Source organism: Pedobacter sp. P26, assembly GCF_050632135.1.
Lineage (GTDB): Bacteria > Bacteroidota > Bacteroidia > Sphingobacteriales > Sphingobacteriaceae > Pedobacter.
Window position 1 is genome coordinate 2,876,327 of sequence record NZ_CP192574.1, and the last position, 20,764, is coordinate 2,897,090.

23 protein-coding genes are annotated in these 20,764 nt (G+C 38.2%); 12 read left to right on the forward strand and 11 right to left on the reverse strand.

The window, feature by feature from the left end; translation table 11 throughout:
• Position 1: 1 nt before the first annotated feature.
• Together ACQ86H_RS13410 and ACQ86H_RS13415 are read right to left on the reverse strand one after the other, a co-directional pair.
• Entirely contained in the window at positions 2-799 is a 798-nt protein-coding gene (locus ACQ86H_RS13410) for an MFS transporter (protein WP_431295395.1), read from the reverse strand.
• Entirely contained in the window at positions 775-1,212 is a 438-nt protein-coding gene (locus tag ACQ86H_RS13415) for an MFS transporter (protein WP_431295157.1), read from the reverse strand. The genes ACQ86H_RS13410 and ACQ86H_RS13415 overlap by 25 nt, the downstream gene beginning before the upstream one ends.
• 497 nt (positions 1,213-1,709) lie before the next feature.
• On the opposite strand from ACQ86H_RS13415, the gene gyrA reads away from it, so the two are divergent.
• From gyrA to ACQ86H_RS13430, 3 genes are all read left to right on the forward strand, one after another.
• Positions 1,710-4,301 (forward strand): DNA gyrase subunit A, encoded by a 2,592-nt coding sequence (gene gyrA, locus ACQ86H_RS13420; RefSeq protein WP_138821306.1) that lies wholly within the window; start codon positions 1,710-1,712, stop codon positions 4,299-4,301.
• 25 nt (positions 4,302-4,326) lie between these two features.
• Positions 4,327-5,415, forward strand: a complete 1,089-nt coding sequence (locus ACQ86H_RS13425) for a tetratricopeptide repeat protein (RefSeq protein WP_138821305.1) — start codon at positions 4,327-4,329, stop codon at positions 5,413-5,415.
• A 97-nt stretch (positions 5,416-5,512) separates the two neighbouring features.
• A complete protein-coding gene (locus tag ACQ86H_RS13430; RefSeq protein WP_138821304.1) occupies positions 5,513-6,658 on the forward strand; it encodes a tetratricopeptide repeat protein in 1,146 nt (381 codons plus the stop codon).
• A gap of 193 nt (positions 6,659-6,851) precedes the next feature.
• Here the strand turns inward: ACQ86H_RS13430 and ACQ86H_RS13435 are convergent, their stop codons facing one another.
• Positions 6,852-7,886: a hypothetical protein gene (locus ACQ86H_RS13435; protein WP_431295158.1), complete on the reverse strand. Its 1,035-nt coding sequence runs from the start codon at positions 7,884-7,886 to the stop codon at positions 6,852-6,854.
• A gap of 98 nt (positions 7,887-7,984) precedes the next feature.
• Between ACQ86H_RS13435 and ACQ86H_RS13440 the strand changes: the two genes are divergently transcribed.
• Entirely contained in the window at positions 7,985-8,683 is a 699-nt protein-coding gene (locus tag ACQ86H_RS13440; RefSeq protein WP_431295159.1) for an endonuclease V, read from the forward strand.
• Positions 8,684-8,720: 37 nt separating this feature from the next.
• On the opposite strand, the gene ACQ86H_RS13445 is transcribed toward ACQ86H_RS13440, so the two are convergent.
• The 3 genes from ACQ86H_RS13445 to ACQ86H_RS13455 all read right to left on the reverse strand — a co-directional run bounded on the left by ACQ86H_RS13445 (position 8,721) and on the right by ACQ86H_RS13455 (position 10,964).
• Positions 8,721-9,353, reverse strand: a complete 633-nt coding sequence (locus tag ACQ86H_RS13445) for a coproporphyrinogen III oxidase (protein WP_431295160.1) — start codon at positions 9,351-9,353, stop codon at positions 8,721-8,723.
• Between the two features lie 34 nt (positions 9,354-9,387).
• The gene (locus tag ACQ86H_RS13450; RefSeq protein WP_431295161.1) at positions 9,388-9,621 is read right to left on the reverse strand and encodes a coproporphyrinogen III oxidase; all 234 of its coding nucleotides are present in this window, start codon (positions 9,619-9,621) and stop codon (positions 9,388-9,390) included.
• Positions 9,622-9,731: 110 nt separating this feature from the next.
• Positions 9,732-10,964, reverse strand: coding sequence for an MFS transporter (locus tag ACQ86H_RS13455; RefSeq protein WP_138821300.1), 1,233 nt, complete (start codon positions 10,962-10,964; stop codon positions 9,732-9,734).
• 532 nt (positions 10,965-11,496) lie between these two features.
• Between ACQ86H_RS13455 and ACQ86H_RS13460 the strand changes: the two genes are divergently transcribed.
• The 8 genes from ACQ86H_RS13460 (at position 11,497) to ACQ86H_RS13495 (ending at position 16,070) form a co-directional block, all read left to right on the forward strand.
• A complete protein-coding gene (locus tag ACQ86H_RS13460) occupies positions 11,497-11,982 on the forward strand; it encodes a DUF4442 domain-containing protein (protein ID WP_138821298.1) in 486 nt (161 codons plus the stop codon).
• A 10-nt stretch (positions 11,983-11,992) separates the two neighbouring features.
• Positions 11,993-12,370 carry an AlbA family DNA-binding domain-containing protein gene (locus ACQ86H_RS13465; protein ID WP_431295162.1) on the forward strand — a complete coding sequence of 126 codons (378 nt, stop codon included), beginning with the start codon at positions 11,993-11,995 and terminating at the stop codon, positions 12,368-12,370.
• Between the two features lie 50 nt (positions 12,371-12,420).
• Positions 12,421-12,621 carry a PCI domain-containing protein gene (locus ACQ86H_RS13470; protein ID WP_431295163.1) on the forward strand — a complete coding sequence of 67 codons (201 nt, stop codon included), beginning with the start codon at positions 12,421-12,423 and terminating at the stop codon, positions 12,619-12,621.
• Between the two features lie 104 nt (positions 12,622-12,725).
• On the forward strand, positions 12,726-12,878 hold the full coding sequence (locus ACQ86H_RS13475) for a serine hydrolase (RefSeq protein WP_138821296.1): 153 nt from the start codon (positions 12,726-12,728) through the stop codon (positions 12,876-12,878).
• Between the two features lie 157 nt (positions 12,879-13,035).
• Entirely contained in the window at positions 13,036-13,218 is a 183-nt protein-coding gene (locus ACQ86H_RS13480) for a hypothetical protein (protein WP_138821294.1), read from the forward strand.
• On the forward strand, positions 13,215-14,108 hold the full coding sequence (locus ACQ86H_RS13485) for an EamA family transporter (RefSeq protein ID WP_138821293.1): 894 nt from the start codon (positions 13,215-13,217) through the stop codon (positions 14,106-14,108). Before ACQ86H_RS13480 ends, ACQ86H_RS13485 begins: the two co-directional genes overlap by 4 nt.
• 23 nt (positions 14,109-14,131) lie before the next feature.
• Entirely contained in the window at positions 14,132-14,881 is a 750-nt protein-coding gene (locus tag ACQ86H_RS13490; protein WP_431295164.1) for a helix-turn-helix domain-containing protein, read from the forward strand.
• 22 nt (positions 14,882-14,903) lie between these two features.
• Positions 14,904-16,070: an FAD-dependent oxidoreductase gene (locus tag ACQ86H_RS13495; RefSeq protein ID WP_138821291.1), complete on the forward strand. Its 1,167-nt coding sequence runs from the start codon at positions 14,904-14,906 to the stop codon at positions 16,068-16,070.
• 153 nt (positions 16,071-16,223) lie between these two features.
• On the opposite strand, the gene ACQ86H_RS13500 is transcribed toward ACQ86H_RS13495, so the two are convergent.
• The 5 genes from ACQ86H_RS13500 to ACQ86H_RS13520 form a co-directional block, all read right to left on the reverse strand.
• Entirely contained in the window at positions 16,224-16,700 is a 477-nt protein-coding gene (locus tag ACQ86H_RS13500; RefSeq protein ID WP_431295165.1) for a MarR family winged helix-turn-helix transcriptional regulator, read from the reverse strand.
• Positions 16,701-16,782: 82 nt separating this feature from the next.
• Entirely contained in the window at positions 16,783-17,133 is a 351-nt protein-coding gene (locus ACQ86H_RS13505; protein ID WP_431295166.1) for an EVE domain-containing protein, read from the reverse strand.
• Between the two features lie 95 nt (positions 17,134-17,228).
• Complete coding sequence (locus ACQ86H_RS13510) at positions 17,229-17,504, reverse strand: VOC family protein (protein WP_431295396.1); 276 nt, start codon at positions 17,502-17,504, stop codon at positions 17,229-17,231.
• 328 nt (positions 17,505-17,832) lie between these two features.
• On the reverse strand, positions 17,833-19,485 hold the full coding sequence (locus ACQ86H_RS13515; protein ID WP_431295167.1) for a DUF4932 domain-containing protein: 1,653 nt from the start codon (positions 19,483-19,485) through the stop codon (positions 17,833-17,835).
• Positions 19,486-20,222: 737 nt separating this feature from the next.
• Positions 20,223-20,654 carry a hypothetical protein gene (locus tag ACQ86H_RS13520; RefSeq protein WP_431295168.1) on the reverse strand — a complete coding sequence of 144 codons (432 nt, stop codon included), beginning with the start codon at positions 20,652-20,654 and terminating at the stop codon, positions 20,223-20,225.
• Positions 20,655-20,764: the final 110 nt, after the last annotated feature.

Genomic DNA, 20,764 nt, shown 5'->3' on the forward strand with positions numbered 1-20,764 from the left:
ACTAATGATACTTCTTCAAACTTCTCAAACAAATAAACAACCCAATCAACGTTAACACTGCACTTAATATAAACGGTGCCCCCGGAAAATAAACAGGTGCTTCACCCTCTATAAAATACGCGAAAATATGTGTCATTACCCATGGTGCAAATATGGCCGCCAAACTCTGTAAACCTGTTAAAACACCCTGCATTTCACCTTGTGCATTAGATGGTATCTGGTTAGAAATCAACCCCTGCATTGCTGGTCCGCCGATTCCTGCCAAACCATAAGGCACCATAAAAGCGAACATCATCCAGCCTTTTGACGCAAAAGCAAAGGCTGTAAAGCCAATTACGTATAAAATCAGGCCAAAATAAACCGCTTTCTTTTCTCCAATTTTCGGGAGAATCACCCTGATTAATCCGCCCTGCACAATACCGATCACCAAACCTACAAAGCCCAGCGAATAGCCCACCCAGGAGGTATCCCAGTCGAATTTTTCCATAGTATAAAATGTCCAGTTTGATTGAACCGAGTGGCTTGCGAAATACAATAAGAATAAAGTAATCATTAAACCCAGTAAGGCGGGGTATTTACCGATACTAACCAGTGAGCCGATTGGGTTTGCCCTTTTCCATTCAAAAGCCCTGCGTTTTTCAACCGGTAATGATTCAGGTAATATAAAATAACCATAAAGCCAGTTGATCAAAGATAAGCCTGCAGCAATCATAAAAGGAACCCGGGTACCAAAATGACTAAATGCACCACCTAAAACCGGGCCTAAAATAAAACCTACACCAAAAGCAGCACCAACCAGACCGAAATTCTGCGCTCTTTTTCAGGAGGCGAAACATCGGCGATATAGGCCTGAGCAGTGGTAAAACTCGCTCCGGTAATCCCGGCGATAATCCTTCCTACAAACAACCAAACAATTGAGGGGGCGAAAGCCAGAAATATATAATCGATACCCAACCCAAATAACGAACTCAGTAATACCGGCCGCCGGCCGTAACGATCGCTTAATGCTCCAATAATCGGCGAAAAAATGAATTGAACGGATGCATAAGCCAAAGTAAGCCAGCCCCCATATTCAGCTGCCAACCCAAAACCACCGCCTGTAAAATCCTGTATAAGTTTAGGTAAAACCGGAATAATGATCCCAAAACCTGTAAAATCGATCAGGAGGGTGACCATAATAAAACTCATTGCAGATTTTTTCTCGTTTGCCATCTTATAAAAGGTTGAAAAACAAAAGTATCAGAATTACTTAAAAATGTAAATTTTAGTTCTACAAACCTATTGTTTTTAAATCACCATATAAATACAGAACCCCTGTTCATAAACCTGATAAAGCGGAAAGCCGCAACCCGATTTTAGCACCGTCTATGTTGTCTTTTATTGAGTGCTTGCTTGTTTCACAGATTTTATCGGGGAGGACTTGCAGCGGTAGCAGGAGTGTCGCCCGCCATTAACACCGAACCCTACATTTCCAAGAAAATCATCAATCCAATCCGGCAAACCTATCGGGTTTAAAAAACATGATCGGGTTTAGATCAAAAACTCTTAAACTGGCCTTCAATGACTTAAAATTACATCGGGAGTAAAAAACCTATAACAAAGGTCAAAAATTTTCCACAATGCCTTAATCCGGCATAATTTTGTTAAATTCGCAAGGTTATAGTAATACCCTTTTTTAATATCGTTTTAAGTAACGAGAATAATAATTTATGGCAGAAGATTTAGAAAATCAGCAGAACGACAAAATCATTCAAATTAACATAGAAGAGCAGATGAAATCGGCCTACATTGATTATTCAATGTCGGTAATCGTATCAAGGGCTTTGCCTGATGTACGCGATGGATTGAAACCAGTACACCGCCGTGTGCTCTACGGCATGTTGGGGTTAGGTGTAACCAGCGGAAAACCTTATAAAAAATCAGCCCGTATCGTGGGTGAGGTTTTAGGTAAGTATCACCCACACGGCGATGCATCCGTATATTTTACTATGGTTCGTATGGCTCAGGATTGGAGTTTGCGTTACCCAATGGTAGATGGACAGGGAAATTTTGGTCACATTGATGGCGATTCGCCGGCTGCAATGCGTTATACCGAGGCACGTTTTAGCAAACTTGCTGAAGAAATGGTTGCAGATATCAATAAAGATACGGTTGATTTTCAATTAAACTTTGATGATACAGAGCAGGAACCTACGGTTTTACCTGCAAAAATACCTAACCTTTTAGTTAACGGTTCTTCCGGAATTGCGGTAGGTATGGCCACCAATATGGCACCACACAATTTAACCGAAGTAATTGATGGTGTGGTCAACTATATCGACAATAGAGATATCACAATTGAGGAATTAATGAAGTTTGTAAAAGCTCCGGATTTCCCTACAGGTGGTATTATTTATGGTTATACCGGTGTAAAAGAAGCCTTCGAAACTGGCCGCGGACGTATTGTAATGCGTGCAAAAGCAGAGATCGAAAGCATTAAAGACCGTGAAGTGATTATTGTTACTGAAATTCCGTACCAGGTAAACAAAGCCCAGATGATTGAACGTACTGCTGAATTGGTGGGCGAGAAAAAACTGGAAGGCATTTCAAACATCAAAGACGAATCCAACAAAGATGGTATCCGTATTGTGTACGAAATCAAACGTGATGCAAATGCCTCTATCGTTTTAAACAACCTATATAAATATACAGCGCTACAAACCTCTTTCAGTGTAAATAACATTGCATTGGTGAAAGGCCGTCCACAGATGTTGAATCTTAAAGATTTGATTGTACACTTTGTGGATCACCGTCATGACGTAATTGTTCGCCGTACCAAATACGAACTAGCTGAGGCTGAAAAACGTGCACACATTTTAGAAGGTTATTTAATTGCTTTAGACCATTTAGATGAAGTTATTAAATTGATCCGTGCATCCGAAACGCCAGAAGAAGCCCGTTTAGGCTTAATGGAGAAATTCGGGCTGAGCGACCTTCAGGCACGTGCGATCCTGGATATGACATTGCGTCGTTTAACAGGACTAGAGCGCGATAAGATTAAAGAAGAATATGCTGAATTAATGAAAACCATCGAATACTTGAAATCTATTTTAGCAGATGAAGGTTTGCGGATGCAGATTATCAAGGATGAACTGGAAGAGGTGAAGCAGAAATTTGGTGATGAACGCAGAACTACAATCGTTCACTCGGCAGAAGATATGAGTATGGAAGATTTCATCGACGATGAAGAAGTTGTGATCACCATTTCTCACGAAGGTTACGTAAAGCGTACTCCGGCAAGCGAATTTAAAGCACAGGGCAGGGGTGGTAAAGGTTCTAAAGGCAGTACCTCAAGAAATGAAGATTTTATTGAGCACATGCTGGTAGCCACCAACCACAATTACATGTTGTTCTTTACTGAAGCCGGAAGGTGTTTCTGGCTGAGGGTATACGAAATTCCGGAAGGTTCGAGAACCAGTAAAGGAAGAGCGATCCAGAACATCATCAATATTCCGAAAGAAGAAAAAATCAAAGCTTATATCAAGGTTAAAAACCTTAAAGACCAGGAATACTTAGAGAACAATTTCATCATTATGTGTACTAAAAAAGGTACCATTAAGAAAACATCTCTCGAAGCATATTCACGTCCACGTGTAAATGGTATCAACGCCATTAACATTAACGAAGGCGATATCTTATTAGAAGCTTGTTTAACCAACGGCGAAAGCGAAATTGTAATGGCTTTACGTTCAGGAAGAGCCATCCGTTTCAATGAGAAAACTGTTCGTCCGATGGGTAGAACAGCTACCGGTGTTCGTGGTGTAAGGCTTGCACACGATCAGGATGAAGTTGTTGGCATGATTGCTGTAAACAATCCTGAAGTTACGGTGTTAGTAGTATCAGAAAAAGGTTACGGAAAACGTACCGATATTGAAGACTATCGTGTAACTAACCGTGGTGGTAAAGGGGTAAAAACAATTAACGTTACTGAAAAAACTGGGCAATTAGTTTCTATAAAAGACGTTACTGATAGCGAAGATTTGATGATTATTAACCGTTCAGGCATTGTAATCAGAATTCCGGTATCAGCATTAAGGGTAATGGGGCGTGCCACACAAGGGGTTCGTTTAATATCGTTAAAAGGTGATGACGAAATTGCATCGGTTACCAAAATTGACCACGAAGAAGATGAAGAAGAAACAGTAGATTTAACAGATGTTGTAGTTACAGACGGTGAAGAAATAGAAGCCGATACTACTCCTGAAGCTGATGATACTGAAGAAGAAGGAGAATCAGATAACGAAACCGAAGAAGAAAATTAACTAAATTAAGATTAGATTAAAAATTATGAAAAGAGTATTTCTAAGTATATTTCTAGCAGGTGCGGTAAGCGCTGCTTTTGCTCAGAAAAGTGAAGTAACCGCGGCAAAAAACGACTGGGGTTTATTCCAGCTAACCTCTTCAAGCGCCACAACGCCATTGGCAAAAAAGCTTGAAGCGTTAGCTAAAGGCTTGGCCCATACTGATAAAGCCATTGCTGATGAAAAATCTAAAGTAATGCCTGAAGCATGGTCTTACCGTGCGCTATTTGCTTCTTCTGCAGCTATTTTAGATTCAACCAGTACTGCAAACGCTGATGCAAATTTGAAAATTGCACAAGAAGCTATTGCTGAAGCAAAAAAACTGGATACTAAAGGTGCTGAAAAAGACAACATCAGTTCAGCTGAAACGAATGTAAGCAATGCGGTTAGAAATGCGGGCGTAATTGCTTACAACAAAAAAGATTACAAAACGGCTTACGAAAAATTTGTTGCTGCAACGGTAATTAACCCACAAGATACTGCGATGTATTTAAATGCTGGTATTGCAGCAAGAAATATTGAAGATTATCCAGGTATGATTACCCAGTTTAAAAAAGTAATCTCTTTAAACTCACCACAATCCAAAGATTTATATTCTGAAATTATCAATGCTGTTTTAAGCAAACAGAAAGATACTACAGCTGCTTTGGCCGTTATTAAAGAAGCTTCTGCTAAATTCCCTGAAAATACCGACTGGATTAAAACTGAAACACAGATCTATATTGATAGGGGTGATGCAGCAAAATCTGAGCAAATGTTGGTTGCTTTAGCTACAAAAGAGCCAAATAACCCAAGTTATCAGGTTTTATTAGGCAACATCTATTTCAGTCAGGCTTTAAAATTACAGGCCGACAGAAATAAAATCGATCCTAAAAAAGTAAAAGAATTTAACGAAGTAACGGGTAAAATGAATGCTTTATTAGATAAATCGCTTCCTTTTTACAAAAAAGCTTTAGAAATTGATGCCAAAAACCAGGGTGCATTAGAAACATTGAAAACGATCTATGCTTTTAGAAATGACACCAAAAATTATGAAGATATCAAAAAACGTTTAGACGCATTACCTAAACAATAATTCTGGTACCGATTTAAAAAAAGAGTCCTGAAATTTCGGGGCTCTTTTTTTATGTTTATTTTTATGGTTTATTACGGTTTTATTACATCAATACATTATGCAGAATTGCCTTAGAATATCTTTAACCGCGCTAATTTTCGTCTCTTTTAATGCTGTAGCCCAAAAAAGTCAGATCCTGATTGCCAGAAATTCAGTTGGCAAACTTCAGGCTGCTATAGCCAACAAAGAAGATGAGAAAAAGCAGTTGAGCATTATTACAGAGGGCTTAAAATCTATTGAATCTGCCGAAAAAGATATTAAAACCAAAAATTGGACGGAAACCTGGTCTATAAAATCTTACCTCACGTCATTTGCATCGCTGATTGATACCGACCCGAACAATGCGAATAAATTTTATGATAGTGCAGTAGAGGCAGTTGCCAAAGCAAAATCATTAGACCGCTACAACGACAATGGCGGACTTATTAAGGCGTCTGACCACAACATCCTGATCAAAAAGCAGGATAAAGGCAATGAAGCTTATTTTAACAATGAATTTAAAGAAGCATTTGCTGACCTGAAAGAAGTATCAGATAATTTTCCTGCAGATACTACTTTGGCATTAAATACCGCGATCTGTGCGTTAAACATTCAATCTTACGATGAATCTTTAGCTTATTTTAAACGCGCAAAAGAAAATGGCATTAAAAATCCATCTGTTTTTCAGAAAATGGCCCAGATGTACGTAGTGAAATCAGAAAACGAAACTGCCATTAAAACCCTGGAAGAAGGGTTGCTGCTAAATCCATTCAACCGTTTTTTAACGAATGATTATATTAATCTTTTGCTAGACACAGAAAATTACAGTAAAGCACAAGGATTGATCGAAAATAATTTAAAAGTAGAAAAAGGAAATAAACTGCTTTATTTTCTATATGGTTACCTGCAACAAGTTGGCGGAAATAATGCTACAGCAATTTTAGCTTACGATAAAGCTTTAACCACGGATCAGAATTATTTCGATGCCTTGTATCAATTGAGTTTAGCTTATATCAATACCGCAAACGAAACTTTGCACACAAGCGATGCGGACAAAACCGAAAAATATAAAGGTTTAATTAATCGCGCACAATTTGCTTTACAACGTGCCAACGAAATTAATCCAAACGATAAAAAAACTGTACAGTTGCTGATTGATATCTATAGCAAAAAAGGTGCAACAAACAAGGTACAGGAACTTAACCGCAAACTTCAGGAACTGTAATTTTATTGAGAATCTGATAAGGATAAGATAGTGTTCGAAAATACAACTTAACATAATATTAATTATAAGACATTTATATTGCTTTAGACAGGCATATACTGTGCAGCACATTTTTCATTTTGACTTGTATTATTTCCTTAGGAATTAGTGTCTTAAGGACTTTTTGGGCGTCACATTTTGTTTTAGACAGTTGTCATAATTCGTTTCGTACACTACATATATCATATTCAAGTTTTGTTCTTAATTCTTCCAATAGCTTAATATCTAATGGCTCAGTGGAATTAAGAATGCTTCTTTCAAATGTGAAAATTTCTAACGCATCTTCTATACTTTCTTTAATGGACTTATCTTTATATTGAATATCAATATCATAATTTACAAAAGAGACTATTGGCTGACCTGAAAAAGATAACGCGCCCTTGATCTGACAGGTTTTAAATAATGTATATAAATTTTCATCACGCGTAATAAAATATACACCCTGATCTATACCTGTATTAATCGCATTAAAATGCACCATACGTATATGAAACAAGTCCCACGCAGTACCCCAAATTGTTCTAAAAACATCTTGATGACCTCCCTTTTTATCTATGCAGATCATTTTTCCAATTCCAGAATCTCCGCCAAATATTTTAATTGCCAACTGGATCTCTGAGGCCATTGATGTGTTGATATGTTTATTGCACCAATGAAAGAATAACTTCAGATTTTTGAGTACACTCCCTTTATTAGGTTTGTTCTTTTTACATAGGAAATAAATTTTCAATAGTGAAATATAGCTTATAAGCAATAAGGGGAACAATCCTTTAAAGGCTATACTGTCTGTGTCATTTACTTCCACATCATAATTAAAAATGCGGTCATTTAATTTAACATTTTCATCAAGTGGAGTATCGAAAGCATAAGTAATTTTATTTACAAAATCCTTATACTTGGTTATATTTAGATTGTTAAAATGTTCTCTACATAGCTCCATTGATCCAAACTTGGGTACTACTTCGATATTATATCGCTGGCAAAATAGTATGAGTATTTCTATATTTGTTTTTGATTGTGGATGTGCTTGCTTGTTCTCAAAATAATTAATTACATCCAAACAAAGATTGGCGTCCAAGTAAAAGAGGATTGGTCGGTTTTGATTTATAGCTCTTTCTCGCTGGATTGCATCCGGAAGGACGGATGCTCCATTACTGGTGAGTATATAAAACGATGGTAAAGCAATCATAATGTTAATGGAAAATGGTTACTCAAATGTATCACTAATGCTATTTAACACAAGACATAGATATAAACAAATATACCAGTCAATTTGTCCTAATAAGAATGTACGACCACTATAGCTTCGAAGATGCCGCTGCTTACCAGATTGAACTCTCCAAAAAATTAAAGTTTCAATCACTTCAGAGAATTCAAACCATCGCAGGCGCCGATATTTCTTTCAATAAAAATAGTTCTACGATGTATGCAGGAATTGTGATATTAAGTTATCCCGGTATGATATTGGAATCCTATGCACTGGAAACCTACGAAACCAATTTTCCATACAAGCCCGGATTTTTGGGTTTCAAGGAAGTGCCTGCGTTATTAAAAGTGTGGGAGTTAATTTCAAATAAACCAGATGTTGTGGTACTCGATGGCAATGGGATTTTGCATCCGCGCCGTATGGGTGTTGCTTCGCATTTTGGAATTTTGGCCAATCAAAGTACAATTGGCTGTGCCAAAAGCCTTTTATATGGCGAAAACCATGTTCCGGAAACCAAAAAATTAAGCAGTACAGAAATCAACAGTCATGGTGAAACCCTGGGTTTTGCCTTACGCACTAAGCTCAATTGTGCACCTGTTTACGTATCTGCCGGGCATTTAATTACAGCTGATCAAAGCTTAACGATCATAAAAAATTGTATCGGAAATTACCGTATTCCTGAACCAACCCGTATGGCCCACAATGTTGTAAATGATTTTAGAACCGGCAAATTAAAAGCTGGTTTTCACGAGGTATCAGCACCGCTAACTTTGTTTTAAAAAACTTATAAGTCCTCGGATCGAGATGACGACGGTTCTATACAATTTTAGACCCAGTTAATTCCTTTTTAAGCAGCTGTATCGTTTTGTATTCTTCAGAATTAATTTCGGGCTGAACATTATAACCCCAGTTAGCCTGCGGTGGTAAACTCATTAAAATAGACTCAATCCGTCCGTTGGTTTCTAAGCCAAATTTGGTCCCCGAATCGTAAACTAAATTAAATTCTACATAACGGCTACGGCGTTGGTATTGCCATTCTTTATGTGTCTCCGTAAATTCTTTATCCCGGTTACGGTCTATTAATTCGGTATAAATCGGCAAAAATGTTTCGCCAATATTAATAGAGAAATCTAAAATCTGCTCCCATGATAAATTGGTGTTCTCAGGTTTTAAGCGATCGTAAAAAATACCGCCAATACCACGCGTTTCTTCACGGTGTTTAATAAAAAAATAATCATCAGCGTGTATTTTGAATTTTGGATAAAACTCAGCACCAAAATCGTCACAAGCCTGTTTTAGTTTATGGTGAAAGAAACGTGCATCGTTTTCGAACACATAATGCGGCGTTAAATCGATGCCGCCACCAAACCAACGCGTTTCTTCATTGAGTTCAAAATAGCGGATATTCATGTGGATGATTGGCACCAAAGGATGATTCGGGTGAATCACAATTGAAACGCCAGTGGCAAAAAATCATCTTCTGTCACATTAAAGGCTTTTTTACCGCTTCCGGAAGCTTTCCATGTACAGCAGAGAAATTTACACCACCCTTTTCGATAATAGCACCATTTTGCATAATCCGGGTACGTCCGCCTCCCCCGCCGCTTCTCTCCCACAGTTCCTCTTCAAATTTTCCTTTGCCATCGGCAATTTCCAATCCATGGCAAATTTCATCCTGAATTTGCTTATATCGCACTGCTACTTCTTCTTTAAACATGACGGCTCTTTCTATTTCTATACAAATTTAAGCCTATTAAAGCAGCTATATTGATTTATGTTTAGATAGTACATTTTATTGACATTGTTACTTAGTCCCTAGTCTTAAAGCTAATTTTCTAAGTAATTAAGCTCTTTGTTAAAACTTTCTTTTAAATAAACTACCGAAATCATAGCGATCACGGTTACAATCCCCATAACTATAAATCCAGCCGACACGATGTTGTAGCGGTGAACAAAAAATTCGAAAACTAAAGTTATAGGAATTAAAGCGCCACGCACAAAGTTCGGCGCAGTTGTAGTTACAGTCGACCTGATATTTGTACCGAACTGCTCGGCGGCGATGGTTACAAATGTGGCCCAATAGCCAACCGCAAAGCCCATAAATAAACAGATCAGAATAAAACTGCTTTCGGTTAAGCCTGTACTGGTTAAATAAACAATTACCGTAATTACCGACAGACTTTGAAAAATAAGTACCGTTTTCCTGCGGGACTTTAATACCTGTGCTAAAAAACCGCATACTACGTCGCCGATGGCGATACCGAAGTAAGTGTACATAATACCTGTACCGGCGTTAAGCAGTTCTTTAGCGCCAAGTGCTTTTCCGATTTCTGGCGATTGGGTAACCAGAATCCCGACAATAAACCAAAGCGGAAGTCCTAAACAGATGCAGGCCAGGTATTTTAAAAACCGCTTCCGGTTAGAAAACAGCATAAAGAAATTCCCTTTTGAGACCTCTGAACTTTGTTCAGCATGTTTGAACATTCCCGATTCGAAAGTACCCACACGTAAAAGTAACAGCAACAACCCCATTCCGCCACCTACAAAATAAGAAGTTTGCCACGTAAAATGTTTTCCGATTGTAGCTGCTGCTGCTGCGCCCAATAATCCGATACCGGCCACAACCATGGTTCCATATCCCCGTTTTTCTTTATCCATGGTTTCAGTAACCAAAGTAATTCCGGCTCCAAGTTCTCCTGCCAGGCCAATCCCTGCTATAAACCTGATAATGGCATAAGTATGCACATCAGTCGCAAAACCGTTGGCTATATTGGCTAACGAATACATTAAGATAGAACCAAACAACACTTTGATACGGCCAAATTTATCGCCGATGATGCCCCAAAGCAAGCCGCCAAGCAACAAACCGAACATCTGCATATTAATCACATACTCCCCTTCAGTACGCATGTGCTCGGCAGAAACACCTATATCAGTAAAGCTTTTGAGGCGTACAACAGAAAATAGAACAAGATCGTAAATGTCAACAAAATAGCCCAGCGCGGCTACAATAACTAAGAAAATTACATTACGGCTGTTGGTTTTTGCTTGATGATCCATTTAATTATTTGGTTTAAATGCTGAAAGTACGCAATAACACAAATAATTAAAATAGATTTTTAAAAATAAAAGCCACTCTGCGTTAGAGTGGCTTTTAAGATCCTACATAGTAGGGTTCTTTTTTGTAGTGTCAGGTGGCATTTTTGTGGTCGTGTCTGGCATTTTTTTAGATGTTGTATCCATTGGTGCCGTAGTTGTCGAATCCGTTTTAGTACTGTCTGAAGAACCAGCCATATTTTTTGACGAATTGCATGCTGATGTGGCTATCATAAGAGAACCCGCAAAAGCAAGACTTAAGATTATTTTTTTCATAGTTTTTAATGTTATCTATCATCCTAACAACCTTATAATAATTTGGTTTTATTTTTTTCTTGAAAAGAATATTTTTCGCAAAAGAATACTGATTATTAGGTAATTATGGAGCTGCAGGTGAAATATTATTAATATGCATATTTTACGATTAAATAAAATATTACTTAAACAATATTTACAAAACTTTAAAAGGTGATAAAACTTTCTGATATTAGTAAGTATGATTATTTCTCAAAATACCCTTAAATGGGTAATGCGTTTTTATCCTCCCCTATTTTTTCAACGCATTTGGGTTCAGAGATTTGAAAATGAATTTAGAAGCTGTACAGTTAAGCTTAGCAAGAGTTTTCTGAATAAAAATTATAACGGCTCTATTTTTGGAGGGACTATTTATGCAGCTACAGACCCATTTTATGCTTTGTTATTTGATCAGTTGATGCAACGCCGGGGATTTAAAGTACGTGTGTGGTTAAAGAGTGCCTCTATACAATATTTAAAACCTGGTCGTTCTACATTATATTTTACCATAACAGTAACTGATGAAATGCTTAATGAAGCTGAGCATGCCTTAAAAACCATTGGAAAGTTTGTAAAAGCCTACCCTATGGAAATAACCAATAAGAAGGGTGAAGTATGTGCCACCGTAATGAATGAAGTATATATCCGAAATCTGCATCAGGGTGAAACGCCCAGAGTTGCTTACTAATTTTTAGATTATGCCGAGTATTAAGAATTTAATTTTGCAGGGTGAGGGCGTTATGCTCGATTTTAAGAAAACCATTACCAATACTGAGAAAATTGCCAAGAGTCTGGTTGCTTTTGCCAATAACAAAGGTGGTAAATTATTAATTGGTGTAGCTGATGATGGCTCGATTAAAGGTGTAAAATCAGAGGAAGAAGAAAAGTATATGATCTTAACTTCTGCACATCAGTTTTGTAAGCCTGCGATTGAACCTTACTTTGAGGAAATTTATGTTGATGATAAATTAGTGCTGGTAGTTAATATTCCTGAAAGTGATACCAAGCCGCATTATGCACTTGATGATCAAAAAAATGGTGGGCTTATATCCGCATTGATGATAAAAGCGTTTTAGCCAGTCGGATTATTCTTGAAGTACTTAAACAGGAATATAAAAATGATGGCGTGTTAATCTCTTACTCTGAGAACGAGAAAAAACTGCTCGAATACCTGGAACAGAATGAAAAGATTACCCTGAAAGAGTTTAGCAAACTATTACGCAGTTCGTACCGGAAAGCCCAAAAAGTATTGGTCAATCTAATTTTAACCAATGTAATTAAGTCGCATACTACAGAAAGGGAAGAGTATTTTACAGCGGTGAGGTAGCAAACAGCACAAAAAGAATTAAAATGACGTATCTAAAATCAATATTCTTTTTTATTATTGTTTGCTGTACTTTAACAGTTAAGTCACAAAATTATTAGGATTCTTTGAGACTAAAGCTTAAAGAAGATAATACACCTGGCTTTTCTGTAGCTATTTTAAATAAAGACAAAGTCGTTTTTGAAAGTGGTTTTGGCTATGCTGATATTGCAAAAAGAAAGGCATATACGCCACAAACAATTCAAAATATGGTCGGTTAGTAAAACATTTATTGCTGTATCGCTCATGAAAGCTATGGAGCTTGGTTATTTTGATCTGGATACAGATATTAAGATGGTCTGATTAAAAGCGCGTCGGCTATTGAAATGTTTGGCCCAGTGTTTACCCCCCGCCCCAAAAAAAAACGTACCCGAGAGTATGAGTTTGCAAACACGAAATAAGGGAGTTTTCTGGAATATTTACAATAATGGATATATTGAGCATGATGGAGATGACCCAGGTGCAAGCGCAAACATACTTTTCAATAAAACAACAGGTATTATCTTCATGAGTAATATCTACATTGCCAACAGAAGTAAAATTATAGCAACTGTCTTTTGAAAATCGCAAAATATTACCTGGCCGCTATATTCGCTTATGCGACCTGGGGCTTTTTTAGTTTAGTTTTGAAACCTTTAAGCGGATATTCTTCGGTAGATATTTTATTTTACCGCATTTTTAGCTGCGCGATATTGATGCTGTTAGCTACCGCTTTATTTAAACGCGGTGAATTGGTTAAAACCTTTTCTGATATGAAGGCCTTACCTTCGAAGCAAAGACGAAACATGCTTTTGCTGAATGTAAGCGGAAGTGTTTTCTTAAATATCAACTGGTTCTCGTTTATTTACGTGCTTAATCATGTAAGCATCAAGGCTACTTCGCTTGCCTATCTGGTTTGCCCTATTATGACCACATTGCTTGCTTACTGGCTTTTGCACGAAAAGCTCAGCAAAGTACAATGGACGGCTGTTGGGTTAAGTATAATGGGCTGCCTGATACTATCGTATGCGAATATTATGGACATGGTTTACGGTATTGTTATTGGGTTTACTTATGCCGCTTACCTGGTAAGCCAACGTAAAAATGTTGGGTTTGATAAGTTCATCCTGCTCACCTTTCATATTTCGCTTTCCGCGCTGATATTGATGCCCTTTTATCCTGCTTACAGCGGACCTTTGCCTACCGAGGCGTTATTTTGGTTACTAATAGAAGTTATAGCAGTTGGTTTTACAGTAATTCCATTGTTTTTGAATTTATATGCCCTTAAGGGATTAAACTCGTCAACAGTGGGGATGTTGCTTAATATTAATCCAATTATTGGATTTGTTATAGCAGCTTTGGTATTCCATGAACCCATTAGTTCATTACAAATGGCAGCATACAGTATCATTTTCCTATCAGTTCTTGTTTTTAACCTGCATTACCTTTTTAAAAAAGAGCAAAGACATTAGTTTTACCGGAAATATTTTTAACCATGGGAGACACATTGGATTTTAAACTCGTTCAACCTGAGGAATCGATAAAAGATTTTGTCTATTGTTTTTCCTCACTACAGAACTTTTCCAATCATCATCAGGCTGTGGTTATTCCGAATGGAAGAATTGACCTGATTTATTCAAAGACTAAAGATAACCGAATACAGGTTGCCTTGCTGGGACTGGAAACCCAACCTAAATATCCTGATCATGAAGTATCGGATTTTTGTTCGGTCAGTTTTAATCCGCTGGCGATAGAATATATTTTCGGCTTTCCGGTGGCTGATATCATCAATAGCGGAAAGCTGCTGCCAGATGATTTTTGGGGTTTAAGAATAGAAGACCTGGATCATTTTGAAGCCTTTTGTGATACGATGACAAGTAAAATCATTGCGCTTTTACCTGAAGATGTGGATGTGCGCAAACGCAGATTGTTTGAACTGGTTTTTGCTTCGTACGGCGAGATTTCCGTTGCTGAACTCTCTGAAAAGATTTCGTGGAGCCCGCGCCAGATTAACCGGTATTTTAATCAGCAGTTCGGGCTTCCGTTGAAAGCTTATTGTAAAATACTTCGTTTTCAGGCTTCGCTTTCACACATCAGGGATGGAACGCTGTATCCCCAGCGCAATTTTACCGATCAGTCTCATTTTATTAAAGAGGTTAAACGACTTTCGGGGGTTTCACCCAAAGAGTTGTATAAAAATAAAAACTACCGTTTTTTACAATTTTTAGTCTACGGTCAAAAGTAATTTTGTAGTCTAATTTAAAGATATGTTATTACAAAATAAGCAGGTAGCGATTATAGGCGGCGGCCCCGGCGGACTGACATTAGCAAGGCTTTTACAACTGAAAGGCGTTGATGTTAAAGTATATGAAAGGGATTTTGACCGAAGTGCAAGGGTACAGGGTTCGCCGCTTGATCTGCACGAAGATTCTGGGCTGGCCGCGATACGGAAGGCAGGATTGCTGGATGCATTTAAAAACAATTATATGCCTGGAGCCGACAAAACAACGATTACCAATGAAAAAGGTGAAATAGTTTTTAGCGACCATGACCTCGAACGCATGAGAGAAGAAGATTTCGGGGATCAACATTTCCGGCCTGAAATAGACCGGGGTGCTTTACGTAAGCTATTACTGGACTCGTTAGAGCCTGAGAATATAATTTGGAACAGCCAATTCCTGTCTATGGAAAAACAAAAAGACGGCTGGCTGTTACATTTTAAAAACGGATTGGAAGCGTATGCTGATCTGGTTATTGGAGCAGACGGTGCCAACTCAAAAATCAGGCCCTACATTACTGGCATTAATGCGTTTTATTCAGGTATTACGATGCTTGAGGGAAATATATATGATGCCGAAAAACGGGTACCCGAAGTTACCAGGCTTCTTCGTGGCGGTAAATTAATGGCTTTCGGAAATGAAAAGGATATTCTTATGGGACAGAAAGCAAACGGTGTAATCGGATTCTATGCAAGTTTTAAAGCCGAAGAAAATTGGGCGGAAAAAAGCGGTTTAGATTTTTCCGACCGGTGGCAGGTATTGGAATGGTTTAAGAAAGAATATATGGGATGGAGTGACCTCTGGTACCCGCTATTTGAAAATACTTCGGTTCCTTTTATTCCGAGACCAATCAACTGCATGCCTTTGGACCAGACCTGGGGTACTCTTTCAGATGTTACCATCATCGGTGATGCTGCCCATGTAATGCCACCGTTTGCAGGAGAAGGGGTTAATATGGCGATGCTTGATGCCCTGGAATTGAGTGAAAGCCTGACAGGCAGCCATTATGTTTCGATATACGAGGCCATTGTATCGTATGAAACAGCGATGCGAAAAAGAGCCTCCGGAATTGCAGGGGAGTCATTGGAAAACGGGGAAAGGATGCATCACGCCAATGCCCTGTCAACTATGTCTGATTTTTTTGGCGGACGATAAACAAGGAGATCCTTTTGCGGCATCTTATATGTGCGGCAACTGGGATCTTTTACAGGCTGAAGGATACCCACCTTTTTTAAATGCAATGGATTTCTTTCTGCGCACCATATGTACAAATTATAAAAATATTCGGATTGGGTTAAGTCACGAGAATTAGGGAATATTTGATATCTCTTTATTATTTTGCTTAATAAGGGATGCCATATCTGAGTTAAAAGTTTTTAGGTTTATTCCTAAGCCGCAAAAAAAGTCCAGATCTGCAGCCTCTACGCTGATAATCGCTTTTTGCAGGATTATCTCCCCGGTAGCTGTAAATCTTATTGTTTTAGCCCTTGTATCTGTAGGATGTTCGAAACGGGTAATAAACGTTTTATCTTCCAGTGTTCTCAGCACTTTAGATACCATCATGCGGTCTGCATTACTTTGATTGGCTATATCCACTTGTGTTACCACATCACTGTCCCTGGAGAGCCATGCTAGTGCACATAGTAATGCGAACTGTGTATGCGTTAAATCTAAAGGATCAAGGACGCGCTTTAATTTCCTTTGCCACAGCATGGTTAGCTGGCCAAGAAGGTAACCCGGACTGTCTTCAGGTTTTTTAAAATGAAATTCATTTTTTTTGCTCATCTTTTGTTTGTTGCATCTGTGAAGAAATCAGTTCAAAATCATTCCGTTTGATCTCGAAGAACCCAAAACGAAACGGATAGCCTCAGCGTTTTTTATTCTGAATGAAAGACAAATCATCAATTAAGGTTAAAATAGAAATGGCTTTACAGTTAAAGAATTCTACCTTCCGTCTTGAAGGAGAAAAGTTTTCCGGGACTTTTAACTGGTAAATCTCGCCGTCTACTACCCTTCCCAAAGCAGTAAACTCCTGACATTTGTCCGGTTTGTCCATCGTCTGCTTTCCAGAGTAAAATACAACAAAATCACTTTTTCCCATTCTTTTTAATGGTGAAGATTTTCCATGACAAGCCTGTACAATTCCCAGTTCAACTGCTGATTTTACGTGATCTTTGGATGCTACGATTATCCAATACTTTGGGTCTTTTTCACTCATTATGTGATTTATAGATGCTAAAATCCCGATAATTTTGCTTTAAAATTCAGTTAGCGAGTTTGTCTTACTCCTTAAACAGTAACCAAAATCTATTCTTATTTTGCATTTAAAAAAGTAAGTTTATAGCCGTCAGGGTCCTTAAGATGAAAAGCTTTTCCAAAAGGCGTATCTATAATCGGTCCGGCTGTTGTAATTCCATTGATAGTAAATTCTTCTTTCAGTTCGTCTACATTTTTATCAACGGCAAACCACAGTGCCACACCGGTACCCAACTCTTTTCCTTCAAGTGATTCAAGCGGGGTGCGAATAGCAAAACTTGCCTCTCCCCGGTTGTATTTGAAAACACAGGCTTGCGGATTAGTGTCTCCAATTTCAAATCCTAATTTTTTTCATAAAAGTCTTTTGATGCCTCCAGATTTTTCACCTGTAGTGATGCAAATGTTAATAATCTCATATAAATAAATTTAATTGTTGTCGCAAATATAATATATACGACAACAATATCAAAATTTTTTATGTTTTATTTGGAATTATCCACAGTGCTGGCCGAAATTTCCGATGCTAAAAGGCCTGTTACCACAATTACTGTTTTATCTGGCCAATAAAAAGCTAAAAATTTGTCAACACAAACTTTAAAACAAGTTCATTCATCTTTAGGGCAGCAAGAAAGTGGCCAATTCCAGGCAATTCTCCAGTTTACTATTTTGCGAACCAAATCTCGCCCTGACGACTGAAAGTGCTTTGCTTTATCGTAATCTTGTTATTGAAAATATGGTAATTTCCTGAGCCATTTGGAATGTTGTTAAAATCCACAACATCTGCAGGACTTTGCCCTGTATAAATAGCCATTACTTTTTCCTTATTAAATGGGTTAACCCAACCGATCAATATGCCATAACCTGTACCCTCATATATATTCTCACCAATCAACCGCTTATCCTCGATCAGCAGTGGAATTTGATCAAAATATTTCTGCAGGAATTTGTTGCCCTTCGGTGTTCCCCAAACGGAAAGGTGGTAAACAGACAGATCCATTTTTAGTGCTATCGTATCAGCCACCACCCTTGCGTCTTTTAAATCAGCCATCCGGTTCTTAAAGTTATTCATAAAATCTTTTAATTTTTTATCTGCTACCTGATCCGATTCGCCAGTAGAAACAATAAACAAAATGTTCTTCTGACCATAGATAGCATCGATTGCCGGCATATTGTTAACATCAGGTTTTCTGATCGCATCGGTTACAGCCATCCACCGGTCAATATCACCTGGGCTCACCCGCTTAAAAGATTTTATAATTTCCGGAATGAAACTTTCCAGTGTAGGAAATTGCCGGCGGTTTTTCTCGTAGTGTTTAAGCGCATCCAGTAAGGGATGAAGATATATCCAGCGCATACCATATTGTCGCCGTACAAAGTTCAGATCTGCAGCATTTTCACCGAGTTTCGATGCTGCCATACGGCAGGCAATTGCTTCAGTCAGATGCTCCTTAACCACCGATCGCCAGGAACCGTAGCCCTGTCTTTTCATAGATTCTTTTATGGGTGTCCACATCCATTCAAACTGATCGAACTGCGCTTCGTATTTTTCAACTGCCGGATTTGCAAAGGAGTGCGCGAATTCATGCCATAACAATCGGTACAAAGCTGAAACATCAAAAGTGGGCACCCTGATAGCGGATTTTTCCGGTGCAATCACCGCGTACAATTCTGCTCCGCCTTTTTTAAAAATACGGGGTCCAAAATTCCCCCAGCCCAGAAAATTCAGGATCACATTGAACTGAATATTTTTTCCGTTACCGTCTCCGCAATAGTTCAGCAGGCGTTCTTTTTCATTAAAATTTGGCAGATTGTAGGTTAAGGTTGCCAAAGAAATCCGGTAAAAATCTGTATTACTATTAAAGAACAGCACATAATTCGATTTTTTCGCAAAATCCTTCATCAGTATCCTCAGAGAATCCTGCATCGGATTTTCAGCTTCGGGAACAGGAATATCTTTACGCCATTCTAAATTATCAGTCATGTGGAGCATTGCCCAAATCGGCGCATCAATGGAATTGAAAATTTTTCCGTAAAGATCATTTCGTTTCAGATAGTCAAAAAGAGGATGATTTTTATGGGCGGCAAAATTGGCTAAAATCTTCTGCTTGTAATCCGTTTCGATAAAATTAACCAGTGGAATACCACTGAGCACTTCCATGGTATGAAAAAGTTCAATCCTCGGATCGACACTAAAATTGACGCCATTTAAGACTTGCCGGCAATCCTGGAAGGTTGGCCTGGCGGAAGATGTTTGCGTGAAGCCTTCCAGGGCAAAAAGGCTTAAGCATAAGAGTAATGATAAAATACGTAACATTGATCGCATAAAGTAATATTATTAAGTGTTGGTTTCCAGCATAACCCGCTGTATCGTATGGTTTACAACAGCTATGCCAAGCACAAGTAACTGATTTTATGTGCATTACATTTATTTAGATTTTGAAAAATGTTCGATATTGAAACATAGCGTTCGATTTAGAACGTTTCTATTGATCATGGTAATATTGCGAATGTACTAGACGGACATTAGTTTTTTCGCCTGGCATTACCCCAATGTCATTAAGTTAAGCCATTGGCTCAGGTGAAAATAATTTAACCACGGATAAGTATATTAACAGCGATATCTCCGCAAAAAAATGAACCGTATTCAGGAATATTTCGAGCGTGGATATGACATGGAAAGAGAAAATCCGCGAATGGTATTGCACCACGTAATTCTATTTCTTTCTATTGTTTTGAAAAATGCAGTTTATAGAGCTATAGATTTATTTCAAAAATAATTGCAGGTGAGATGCTGGAATTTATATAATATTGATCAATCTTCTTTAGTTACTTTAACATCAGTAAAGTGGCCTAGTGTACCGGGGCCTACCCATAACCCAATGCTTCCCCGAATATTTTTACCTTGCTTTAAGTCATTTACAATTAAAGTAGCCTCAGTAGCACTGTTAACATACAGCCTGGCAGTTTCATCCTTTACTACAATTTTTATTTTGATCCATTCCGCAGGTAATATATCTACATACGCTTCATACTTCCCCGGTGTTTTCTTTCTTAATTTTTCCCAGGGATATCCAGGAATAGAAATATACTGGCTGGAATGGTTTCTGCGTAATTGGTCATCTGCCCGACCATTGGTGGGACGTAAATAAAAACCTCCATTTTAGAAGCGTCTAATGCCGCCCTGAACGCAATACCCACAAACCCACGGGCTGTTTCCCCTGCGTTTGCAAGTGCTTGCCCACTAATTGTGGCTTCAATTACGCCGTTATGAAATTCAATATCCTTCAGAATAGCAAGCGTATTGTCTCCATTAGCTTGGCCTTTTATTTCAAGGGCTAAGGCATTTTTACCTTTATAGACAGATTCTTCGACAGTTACCTGAAACGGAATTACATCCGAAGGAACTATTGATTTGTCCTGTGCTTTAGATTTCAAACTAAACACTAAGCTTAACACCAAACTAAATAAGAGTTGTTTAGTCATATAGAAAATAATTTTCAGTATTCTGATCCAGCTAAAATAAGAAAAATAATGTACCCAGTCCTATATCAAACATTGGTTCGAATTTATTATTCTACTGCTTGAACCAATTT